The 11,773-nt window shown below is 54.0% G+C and carries 6 protein-coding genes; 4 read left to right on the forward strand and 2 right to left on the reverse strand.

The window, feature by feature from the left end:
• Window positions 1-50: 50 nt before the first annotated feature.
• From AC07OG_RS18500 to AC07OG_RS18515, 4 genes are all read left to right on the forward strand, one after another.
• Entirely contained in the window at window positions 51-2,408 is a 2,358-nt protein-coding gene (locus AC07OG_RS18500) for a hypothetical protein (RefSeq protein ID WP_495067725.1), read from the forward strand.
• Between the two features lie 33 nt (window positions 2,409-2,441).
• The gene (locus tag AC07OG_RS18505; protein WP_495067726.1) at window positions 2,442-5,348 is read left to right on the forward strand and encodes a hypothetical protein; all 2,907 of its coding nucleotides are present in this window, start codon (window positions 2,442-2,444) and stop codon (window positions 5,346-5,348) included.
• A gap of 191 nt (window positions 5,349-5,539) precedes the next feature.
• Window positions 5,540-9,340, forward strand: a complete 3,801-nt coding sequence (locus AC07OG_RS18510; protein WP_495067727.1) for an RHS repeat domain-containing protein — start codon at window positions 5,540-5,542, stop codon at window positions 9,338-9,340.
• A complete protein-coding gene (locus AC07OG_RS18515) occupies window positions 9,340-10,212 on the forward strand; it encodes an RHS repeat-associated core domain-containing protein (protein WP_495067744.1) in 873 nt (290 codons plus the stop codon). The genes AC07OG_RS18510 and AC07OG_RS18515 overlap by 1 nt, the downstream gene beginning before the upstream one ends.
• A gap of 96 nt (window positions 10,213-10,308) precedes the next feature.
• Here the strand turns inward: AC07OG_RS18515 and AC07OG_RS18520 are convergent, their stop codons facing one another.
• Window positions 10,309-11,055: a response regulator gene (locus AC07OG_RS18520; RefSeq protein WP_495067728.1), complete on the reverse strand. Its 747-nt coding sequence runs from the start codon at window positions 11,053-11,055 to the stop codon at window positions 10,309-10,311.
• Between the two features lie 51 nt (window positions 11,056-11,106).
• A complete protein-coding gene (locus tag AC07OG_RS18525) occupies window positions 11,107-11,391 on the reverse strand; it encodes a LuxR family transcriptional regulator (RefSeq protein WP_060542895.1) in 285 nt (94 codons plus the stop codon).
• Window positions 11,392-11,773 lie beyond the last annotated feature (382 nt).

Consider the following 11,773-nt stretch of genomic DNA (forward strand, 5'->3'; position numbering starts at 1 on the left):
GGTCATCGGCGCAAGTCGGTGGATTTTCTATTAATGAAAGGATATTGATCATGGAAAGTAATTCCATTGCTGAACTGTTGGCCTGGTTGAAAGTGCAACCTCGGACATTTGGCTGTGATGCTGTCGTGGCCTATGGGCGCAGTGAAACAAATAAGGTGCTGCTTCAGGAGTATATCAATCGCTTCGGTACTGATAATTATCTTCGGCCTATTACTGAAGAAGTCAAAAATACTGGGACTCCGAACTCCAAGGAATATTATAATAACTACCAGTTGGACTCCCCGAAGATTTCATTCGCGGGTTCAGAGCTGGAAAAATCGTCTGCCAAGATAAGCATGAATGTCGTTGGCGGCTCGCGCGTGCATTTTGAAAAGCAGCAAGGTACCACTGTCTGGAACGTGAGCAAACTTTCCCATGAGGATGTACTGGATGGGGAGAAATTAAGTTTTGATGTCGATCTCATTGCGGCTCGTGGGTCGGTGAGTTCCGCAGGACGCGTGGAACTGGATATTTCGAATGGGAAAAATTACCGACTGACGGGTGGGTTATCTGAGGTCTTTAATAAGCTGGCCGGCGAACGCATGCAGCACGCTTTCAAATCCTTGCCGGAGGATCAGAAAATTTTCGTGTTGAACGAACTGAAGTTCGATGACAAACAGTTTTTGAAGCCGGACAAATTTGTTATTCGTACACATAACAAGAAAGGTTCGGGTGCCAGGCTATTGGCAGGTGAAGACGAGGGGGAGGGCGCTGTTCTGGTGTTCATCGCGATGCAGGGGCGAGACCTTGGCAGACCGCCGACTCTCAATAAAGATCTGAAATACTTACTTCCGGACGGCTATTCGGCAACGCTGTTGTTGGGGCATGAGTTCTTCATTAAGAAAATATTTGACGATGGGTTGAAAAAGATTTCAAACAGTCAATCAATAGTCTATGAGGAGGTGCGATCTGCTGACAAACTGAAGATCCTGAAGCTTATTGCCAAAAGTGGGCAGAGAACTCGACGACAGGTAGAGCAAGTAGTTGTTAAGGATATTACATATAAGTCAATCTATACGACTGCTTATACTCGATTTCATAGCGAAAAAGACTATTTTTCGCTAAATACGAGTGATGGAAAGCTTTCTGTTGAGTGGAAAGAACCCGATATTTATCAGCCGTTGAGTGAAAACGGTTTCGATTTGACTCAGCCCATCTGGGTAGACTGGGATATAAATGTTTTATTTAATTATGTTATTGGAGAAAATCAAGATTTTCGTATCGAGGTGTCCCCTGAAAGTCGCTATCAAATCAATTGTAAAGCTAGCAGTCAATATTATTTCTATCCTGAGGTGCTGCAAGCCTACAATCAGTGGATGAGACGTCTGTTTGACGAAGCTATAACCGATTTCATCGGCAGTGCGCAGAGTATTAACGTATTTACCCTTAACAGTCTTCTGTTTCGCGGCACAGATGCAGTGCAGTTCAAGAGGGCTGAATTCCCTACCGACGTAGCGCTGTTTGGACATGTCGGACCCGGCCCATCCGGCTTCAGTATCAATCAAGTGCAACAGCTGGTCGGTCCCGGCGAAACATTCCAGTTCACCACCCAACCGTCGCGCACCGACCTGAAGTGGGAGGTGCATAACATCCTTGGCGAGACGGATCCCAAGGGCTCCATCAATCCCACGACCGGGCTTTATACCGCCCCCACAGGCGCCCAGCTCAAGGGTAGTTTCGTGCGCGTAAGGGTGACCGCCAGTGCTGGCGGCCGTACCAGTTCGGCGTTGGTCACGGTGTTGCGCCAAGCCATCACCGTCAATCCGATGATCCGGGTTGCCACGGCCGGAGATACGCTGGCGCTTGACGTCTCGGCCGGAACCGTGGACGGCGGGCCGTTGACCTGGTCCATCCAGGATCCTTCCTCGGGTGCGGTGGTACGGCCGCATCCCAATACCGATCCCGCAGAAAGAAAGGATCACGTCTATGTGCCGGGGCCGCGGATATCCAGATCGCCGCCCACTGTCGACACGATCGTTGTGCACAACCCACGGACTAAATTGAGTGAGACGGCACGGGTATTGGTCCTGCATCGGGGGATCACGCTGAACGTGGGGATCGTCGAAAAACCTGGCTTGCCGGATAACCAGTTTCAGCTCGCCATCCTGGGCGAAGAAGGCCCCATTAATCCGGGTGACTTTGAAGAAACATGGGAGGTAGTGCTAGGTGGTGGATCTGCGCAGATCGATGCCGAAAAAGGTCTGCTCACAGTGAACCCTGCCGGCCCGGACAAATATGTGCTGGTCACTGTCTGCGCTCCCGGCATCAGGAATCAGCCGGACGATTACGGTTACTTGATCTTGCCAGTGCCGTTTTTCAGTCTCCCCCCAGAAACCCTTCGTCAGTTGCTCAGCACAGATGCTCAGTAATCGGTTGTTCACTCAATGTCGGGAGATAAAGTCATGGCGACTCATTCGCTAAATAGTTTGCTCGAACAAATGAAAAGGGGCTCGATTACCAGCGGTTGGGGGGCAGTGCTGGCGTTCGGCCGGGCGCAACTCAATCGTATGCTGCAAGAGCAATACCTTGCGTGGTTGGACAAAGGCCGTTTTATTCCGCCTATCACGGGTGAGGTCTTTACCAAGAGCAGGACTGAGTCGATGAAACTGGAAGGTCTGGTTTTGGGCCAACCGGTGCTGTCCTTTCGAAAGGCGTTACTGAATCAGTCTTTCGTGACAGTGAGCATGAATATTGTCGCGGGCAGCTACACGGCCATCAGTCGGCCACTGGGCGACGGAGCACAGCAGTTGATGTCCACCTTCAAGATCACTGAAGCGATGGGCTACAAGATCGAAATGAAGGTCAGCGTTAACCAGATTAAAGGCAGTGTGGATAAGCGAGGTCGAGTGGCCCTGGATTTGGGCGGCGCCGAAGAGTTGACTTGTAATCTGGGAGGGCAGCCAGGTGTTACGCAGCCCGTGGCCGCTTTTATTAAAGAGTACCTGACGCTGCTACCGGAGGACATGCGCACCTTTGAGCTTGGGCTGTTGGATTTGAGCGGTAATAATCCACTAAGTCCAATCGATTTCTATATTCGCACGCAGAAAGTGCCCGGTAGTGAAGAAACGGATGACGAGGGTGCGGTGTTGGTGTTTGTCCGCCTGAAGTTCAATGAGAAAGATGGTTTATTTCCCATTGAAGGCAGCGGCTTCCCCTACTTGATTCCGGACGATCTGAGCGCTGGCAAGCCGTTGTACTCGGCATCGATGGTGTTGAGCCAGGACTTGCTCGAGCTGCTTGACGAAGTGCAGTTGGACGTACTCAAAAACCTGATTCTGCCCGGCGAAAACCTGTTTGTCGAAAGCCTTAACGGACGGCACACGCCCAACGATCTGCTGATACTCGGTAACCTCAAACCGACGGACGAAAGCGTGAGCATCGACCCGCCGTTCATCTACCTCAAGTCTGGTAACACTCAGGCGTTTACCGCCCGTAAAAGTGACGGCACAACGGTGAGTGCCCAATGGCAAGTCAGCAACCCCGTCAGCCCGCTTTCAGTGGGTACCATCACGTCGACCGGTGGTGTGTACACGACGCCAGCCCCATCACGAATGGGCAAAGAGCAACAGCCTGTCGTGGTGACGGCGCAATATGCCATGGGAGGAGTACAGCGCACGAGTTCGGCATTTGTGCTGGGGGTCTACGAAAGCATGAGCATCTCGCCGCGCGTTTGCACCAGTGCAATCGGGGCCGCGGGCATTCCACTGACAGCGTTCACGCTGAGTGGCGGTTCATTGCAGTGGCCTGTTCTCAAGCCATCTGAGGGGACTTTGACGGTTGTCGATAACAATAACGCCATTTACAAACCTCCTGCGGAACTGAGTGAACAGGTGAAAGTACAGACCATCAGGGTCACCGATTCCCAGACCAAAGAGACGATAGACGCATCGATTGTGTTGATGAAGTCACCTCACTTGTGGCCGGTCGATCCGCCCTACGTCGCGGCGATAAGTGAGGATACACCGATCCAGCTGTATGCCGATCTTGAACCGGATAACGCCAAGTGGGTTGTCATTGGTGAAGGTGAAGGTAGAGGTGAAGTGGATGAAACCGGGTTGTTCACACCACCAAAGGATCCCACTACCCGAGTCAGTGTGGTGAGGTGTTCCTACCTGGTTAACGGAATGGTCAGGGCCAGCGGCTTGAGCATCATCGAACTCACCAAGCAAAAGATGCCAGACCCCACCTGGTCAGAGCTCGCAACGTTTTCAATCGTCGCCAGCGGCGGACTGAACCAGTGCTTCAGCAATGGCTATCAACAGATTGCCGTAATGGTCAAGATTGAGACCAGTCCGGTAGAAATTGGTGGCGAGAATGTCTACATACCGGTCAGCGACGCACACTTGTCGACCCTGCGGCTGGTTCATGCATCTTCGCACAGCCCCGTGCCGTTCGTGCCCGCAGGTCAGGAAGGCATTGAATACGAGAGCGGGATCGACTGGGCGGTGAATAAAAAAAGGAATCGATTCAAACTTTTTTCCCCCTCTAACGCAGCGACGCCCAACTCGGTCTCAGTCCCGGCGCCGCAGAACAATGGTGTGCGGTACCGCGAACTGTGGATCCAGCTAACAAAGCAGGGCAGCCACACCTTTTATGCGCAGTTCAATTCGGATAAGGGCACTTTTAACTCTAACCAGCCAATGGCAGAGGGCTCTGAAATCACCGTGCAGGGTATCGCGCCACCCACGGCGGACATTAGTCATTATAAATTCGCAGGTGAACGCGTAGCGCAGGATGAGCTTGGTAAGGATGGACCACCCAGTAAATTGTATCCTGAAGGAGATACATTCAGTTTTTACCGTCAATCCACCGATTATTGGCGTTTAAGGTATCTGCGCGTGGGGACTTTTCCTGTGTTGTTTTCCACGGCAACGATTGAAGGCAATGTTTCGACGATTCAGTGGGAAAGTGAATTGATCGACGAGAATTTCGTTAGTTTTACCGGTATCGCCTTTAATCCGGCAAACTTCGAAAATAGCGATAGCCCTGCTCCGCAAGGATTGACGTTCGATCCGTATCTTTGGGGGTTGATGAGGTTTCGCAATATCAAACTGGACAGTTCATTTGTAATCAATGAAGAACCCTCTTCCGGCGAGTTGATGGTGAGTTTGCACCGAACGAATGACGTGAAGTATTGGTATGACGGACTGGCAGAGGGTGATAAACGTAAAATGTACCGTAAACATCTGGATCCGGGTCTCAAGATTGTATTGGTGGACGAGGAAGGCAATCGACATTCATTGATTATTGCTTTTGATAATCCAACGAAAGAAGACAGTCGGAATAGGTTGACCATCAGTCGTACTTGATCACTATTGATTAGTTCAGATCAACGGTGCGTTCATAAGAGGCGATCAGTCAGTCTTCGGGCCTGCCATGTAATCAGACCTGAAGCTGGCCGCCTGCCGAAATATTAATCAATTATTTTTTATATAATATTTTATTAGGTACACATGACATGACTACGTCCAGTGCTGTGCATTCCCAAGCTTTTGCTTTCATGAGTTATTTGCAAGGCGGTGTCGACCCCCGTACCGGGCAATACACCCTCTCCATCGACTTCCCCGAGGTCAAGAGCAACTGGCTGGGTGGCCCGGCCTTTCCCGTGAGCCTGGCCTTCAACCCGATCAACATCCTGGATTCCGGCTACGGGCGGGGCTGGAACCTCAACCTGACCCAGTTCACCCCGCACAACAGCATCCTGTCCCTGCACACCGGGGAAACCTTCAAGGTCACCGGCAGCGGGACCGAGCCGTCCATCAAGGAAAAAAAACTCGACAGCTTTCACTTCCAAAACCTGGGCAATGACTGGTACCGCGTGACGCACAAGTCCGGGCTGGTGGAGTTGCTCGAGGTCGGTGGCAGCAGCACTGATCGGGTGGCCTTGCCCAAAAAGATCTACTCGCCCGCCGGGCACTGCATCGAGCTGGATTATGACGACTTCCGCGGTGGCCAGCGCCTGGCTAGCATCAGGGACGCCCAAGGTGAACTGTTGCGCATCAACCGCCCCAACGACACCCAGGTGGAAATCCTCATACGCCCCTACGACGGCCCCGGTGGCGGCCCGCTGGCGCGCTATGAAATGAACCTCAACGGCAGTGGCAGGGTCACCAGTATCGTGTTGCCCACCGCCGACAAGGCGTCCTGGCGGTTTGGCTACGGCAACGGGCCGATCCGCGACATTCTCTGCCTGCATGAAGTCCACACGCCAACGGGCGGGCGCGAAACCCTTGACTACGGTGACCTGGGGCACCCTTATCCGGGCGGCGTCAGCCGGCCCAACCTGCCGCGGGTCACCCGTCATCGCAGCTACCCCGGCTTCGGCCAACCGATGATCCAGGTGGACTACAGCTACACCAGCCAGAATTTCCTGGGGTTCGGGGAAACCGTCAGTTGGGAAGAAGGCATGGACCCGCTGTACAAAGTGCGCACCCTTTATGATTACGGCAGCACCGCCACGCTGATGGACGCCACCGACCTGAACAACCCCAAGGTGGTGCGCACCGTGAAACGCACCTACAACCGCTTTCATTTGCTGACCGAAGAAACAACCACCCAGCAAAAATGTATCAAACAGGTCAAGACCGACTACTACGCCGAGGACATACCGTTCGAGCAGCAGGTCGCGCAATTTCAGCTGCCCAGGAAGGTCACCACCATCTGGACAATCGACAAGGACCCCACCCAATACCGCGCAGAAGTGGCAGAAACTGATTTTGACACGGACGGTAATCAGACCAGACAGGTCGAGCCCAATGGCCTCGTGACCACCTACACCTACTACCTCAAGGAGGGCGAGGACGGTTGCCCGCCGGACCGTTTTGTGCGCAACCTCAAAGACACCCTGGTCACCCCGTCGCCCCAAGGCAAACCGGGCGCCCCGACACTGCGTACGCGCTTGCGTTATGCGGCGCACCAAGCCTTGACCGGCAGCGGGCAACCCGACTGGCTGGCGATCGAGAGCGAGACCCTGGCGCAGATCAACGGCGCCAGCGAAACCACTTTGCAACAGACCCAGCGCACCTATCACGTGGAGCCGGCGGATGCGTTCCTGCATGCTCGCCCGCAAACCGAGCAAACCACTCTCAATGGCAAAACCAGCACGACGTCATATGAATACGAGAGGTTGTACAGCGCACTGGCTGGGGCGACGGTGCTGCAGACCACTGCAACCTTCAAGGGTTTCGATGATGTGCCCGGTAAAAAGGAAGTCCGTAAAAAGATCATCAGTGAGGACTCACTGCTACACGGTCAGCCTTTGCTGACCCGCGACGACAATGAAACGAGAATTCGCTACGTCTACGATCCGCTGAATCGGGTGCGGAGTGAGACCGTCGCCCCGGGCGAGCCTGAATTCGAAGCTACGCGTCATTATGAATACTACCTGACATCCATTGCCGGGCAGCAGGCCAGTCAGGTGGTCACCGATGTCAAAGGGGTGAAGACCCGAAGCCTGGTCGACGGACTCAACCGCCCGATATACGAAGAGCGCCATGACGCGGATAACCCGCAGCGCGCCGACAAATACCGCCAGACCTGGTCCGCCTCATACGATCTGTACGGAAACCTGAGCGAGGAAACTCACTACGACTGGCGGGGGGCGCAGCAGGTCGCTCAGACCAGCACATTCGAATACGACGATTGGGGCATGCAGCGCAGTGTCACCGGCCCGGACGGTGTAACGGTCTATGAGCAAACCAATCCGATTGGCACTTCCGGGTGGCGAGGGCCGATCCAGAGCAGTTGGCGAGAGGGGCCGGGAAAAGTCGGCGGCAAGGTAGTGACTTACCTGAATCTGTTCGAGAAGCCCGATCACGTTGAGCGATTCGAGATTGACCAATCGCTGGTGAGTAAACATCAATACGTCTATGACGGGTTTGGAAGAACGGTTGAGGAAACCGATGCGAGCGATGCCACCACGACATATGCCTACGATGCTTTTGACCGGTTGATCATCAACGGTCTGCCGGGTGGCGCCGAGGTTCGCCGCTGTTACGCCGAGCACAGTTCCGCAGACTTGCCGACGAAAATCAGTGTCGACGATGTCGTGCTTGGCGAGCAAACGTTCGATGGCCTGGATCGGATGATTGAATCGATCACCGGTGGACGCGTGCAAAGCTTCACCTACAACCCGGGCCAAACCCAACCGGCGACGGTCACCACCGCCAGCAACCAAGTGATCAACTATGCCTACCAGCCCCAGTTGGGCGATGAACCGAGCCAGCGCAGTCTGCCCGATAAGGATCCGGCTGAATACGAGCGCGACGGTAAAAACGCTCGTCTTGTCCGTTGCAAGGAAGATGACCTGGAGCTGCAACGCGAATACTTCACCACCGGTGAAATGAAAAGCGAAACACGGGTGCAGGGCAATCAAACCGATGTCATGCATTATGACTACAGTCGACAGGGGCTTTTGCTCAGTTACACCGACGTACGAGATCAAGTTCAAACTTATCACTACGACGACCCTGGCCGCCTGGAGCACACCGAGCTGGGAACCACGTCTTCGGACTTTACCTTTGACACCCTGGGACAGCCACTCACGATCAAAACCCGGGACAGCGCCAGCGGACAACAGGTGACCATCAGCCTGGAACACGATGGATTGGGCCGCGAGATCAAGCGTACGTTTGACCTTGATGGCGTCCTGCAGGTGCTGAGCCAGGTCTATAACAAGGTCGATCTACTGGTGCGCAGAACATTGCGCGAAGGCCAGACATTGTTGCGTGATGAGACCTATGAATACGACCCGCGCGGGCGCCTGGTGCTTTATAAGTGCGAGGGCAGCGAACCACCGGTGGATCCCTATGGCAAGGCCATTGTCAGTCAGAGGTTCATGTTCGACGCCATGGATAATCTGAAGCGGGTGACGACGACTTACCAGGGGCCGGGGGGAACCACAAGTAACAACATCGCCACTTACAGCTACACCGGCACCGACCCGACGCAATTGTCCAGCGTGACCAACTCGGCCTCGGGTGACGGCTATCCCGCGCTCATCGAACTTGAGTATGACTGGGACGGCCGCATGACTCGTGATGAAGAAGGCCGGTTTCTGGAATACGACGCCTTGGGCCGCTTGATCCGCGTCAGTGCACTGGCGGGCGAGACGCCAACCAATTATGACTACGATCCGCTGGACAAGGTATCCGGGGGCAACGGCGACGGCGGGCCGGAGCAGCGCTTCTATCGTAACGGCGTGCTGGTCAACCGCATTCAGGGGGCAAGCCACAGCACCTTCATGCACGGCGATAACATGGTGCTCGCCGAGTATCAGGAAGGTGATGACCCAAAGTCTTGATGCTGCTCGGTGACCATAAAAATACGTTGCTGAGCGAGGCGAGTAACGGGGTGGTCAATCAGGTTGCGCATACCGCGTATGGCCATGCCAGTGCGCAACAGCCGATCAGTACGCAACTGCATTACAACGGGCAATTCAGCGAGCCGCAGACGGGGTGGCAGTTGTTGGGGAATGGGTATCGGGCTTATAACCCTAGATTGATGAAGTTTTTAAGTCCCGACAGTTTGAGTCCGTTTGGCGAGGGAGGAGTGAATAGGTACGCCTATTGCGAGGGTGAGCCGGTGTTGAGCGCGGATCCGGATGGGCATTCGGTATTTGGCAATATTCTGCGGATGTTCAGGCCTACTACTATCCAGGCTGCAAACGCCAAAGTTCCAAATGCGTTTCTTCAGAAACCGGAATCCAAAACTGGTCCAGCTTCGGTGCGGCCTATTCAGCATAAAGATGTAGGGCGGTTGAAGACGGTTGTGAGGGGGCGTGAGTCGGAGTTAAAAAATGTAGTCGAAAAGTGGGGCGAATGGAATAGAACCCCTGCTAATGAACAGAGATACGACCGCCAACATGGTGTGGGAAGTTTTCGAGCCAAGGCTTGGGAGGAAATTGAGGCGGCGAAAGGTAACCTGGAATATTCCCAATATTTAAAGGCTTGGGCGCGCGATAATGTCGGAAAAATTGGAATAACAAAGGAGGCTTCAAAAACCTTGAAAGCAATAGCAAACGAGTTCAAGGCGTCCGCGGACAAAGTCAGGCAGGAGCAGCAACAACAATATCTTTATAAGCAACAGGTGCAATTTGATAAGCAAAACTTGGGAGCCAACAAAAATGTAAGGCGTAATGTTGTAAAAAGTTATTTGGGTGACGGAAGGAGTTAAACGTTTAATGTCTGGATGGTGGAGTGCAATGCCTCACCATCCAGCGTTTAATCGTTCACGACATACAAGCGGAATAGATTTTCATTGGGTCATTATCTACCCAAGCCCACTCACCCGCGCAAATTCCACCAACCCACCGTCATGGTCAAGTCCCAACTTGTCCATGGCGGTTCTTTTCTGCCTGCTGATGGTTTTTTCGCTGCGATTCAATTGCGCGGCAATCTGCCGGCCGGACAAGCCCTGGACAAACAACCGAACCACCTCCAGTTCACGTTCGGAAAGGCTCACCCGAGGCACCGCCACACTCGAGCATGGCAAGGTCTGGGCCTGCAGAATCGTGGCGAATGTCGAGCACAAGTGGCGCCTCCCTTTGATCACCGTATTGACCGCGCGCTTGAGTTCGCTCATGGGGCTGCGTTTGTCAAACAGTCCGTTCACGCCTGAGTTGAGCAAAGCCTGCAGCAGCGAAGGATTGCGCATCATGGTCATGACAATCAACGGCAGGTGGTCGAAATGGCGTTTCAGATAACTCATCAATGCCAGGCCGTCGGGAAAGCGCCCGTAGGGCATGGAATAATCGCTGATCAGCAAGTCGCACGGCGTGCGTTGCAAATGGCTGATCAGTTCATCGGCATTATGGGCCTGGGCGACAATCGAGAACGCTGACCCCGATCCTGGGCACAGGGCCGTTTCGGCCCCCATCAACACTACGGGGTGATCATCGGCGAGGATGATGCGCAAGGGGGAAATGATGCGGTGCCCGTACGGTACGGGGGTATCGTCACAGGCACTTGAATGGCTAGCTTCGGGTTGTGAGGGTGGTGGCATTTGTGCGGGGTTCATGGAATGTCTCAACAGGGGTCGATGTCACGCTGACCACTGCGCAAGGCCGGTTCAAGGCAATCGAATCAAGCCTTGTTCCAACGCCATGACCAACGCGATCCAGCGCGAGCTCACGCCAAATTTTCGGCGGATATTGCAAAAATGATAATTCACACCCGCTTCGGTGCAGCTGATGATCCGGGCGATTTCCCAGGATGACTTGCCAGCGGCGCTCCACTGCAAGACTTCTTTCTCCCGGGTGGTGAGTTTGATTTTTTTCGCAGGCTTGCTTTCCCGTGGCAAGGCGTTGGGCAGGGCGGGCGAAGATCGAACTGAACTACTGATGGAGCGTTGCATGGTTGGATCTCCCATTCATCATCAATGACGGCGTGGGCGCGGCAGAATCTTCCTACTGCAGGATGGCGTGGTTCGCGCGGCCGTCCTTCAGGCACCTGGATAGGGGCCGGAGGCACGGGCTTTTTATAACGCGATTCAGGCCGTTTGGAACCTGTCAGATATTACAGGTGACGGACTTTAGCCAGATGTTGTAGAAATGGCTGTCAGTAAAAGCGCCGGCGTGTGTAGGAGTAGTCGCTGGTGTTTTTCATTCTGGAACTTGAAGGTTAATGTGCTGATTCAGCTGGTTTTTATTTTCAATACGGTTCTGCGCAACACTGAAATGCCGGGGCAAACAAAGGGGCTCGGGCATGGCCCGCTCCTGGTGTGCACTGTCGGGGCC

The sequence above is a fragment of the Pseudomonas sp. GW821-FHT09H03 genome, from assembly GCF_059415945.1.

Bases quoted from the DNA above. Each gene is read 5' to 3' on its own strand.
- AC07OG_RS18505 (WP_495067726.1), top strand. From the start codon at position 2,442: ATGGCGACTCATTCGCTAAATAGTTTGCTCGAACAAATGAAAAGGGGC.
- AC07OG_RS18525 (WP_060542895.1), bottom strand. From the start codon at position 11,391: ATGCAACGCTCCATCAGTAGTTCAGTTCGATCTTCGCCCGCCCTGCCC.
- AC07OG_RS18515 (WP_495067744.1), top strand. From the start codon at position 9,340: ATGCTGCTCGGTGACCATAAAAATACGTTGCTGAGCGAGGCGAGTAAC.
- AC07OG_RS18510 (WP_495067727.1), top strand. From the start codon at position 5,540: ATGAGTTATTTGCAAGGCGGTGTCGACCCCCGTACCGGGCAATACACC.
- AC07OG_RS18520 (WP_495067728.1), bottom strand. From the start codon at position 11,055: ATGAACCCCGCACAAATGCCACCACCCTCACAACCCGAAGCTAGCCAT.
- AC07OG_RS18500 (WP_495067725.1), top strand. From the start codon at position 51: ATGGAAAGTAATTCCATTGCTGAACTGTTGGCCTGGTTGAAAGTGCAA.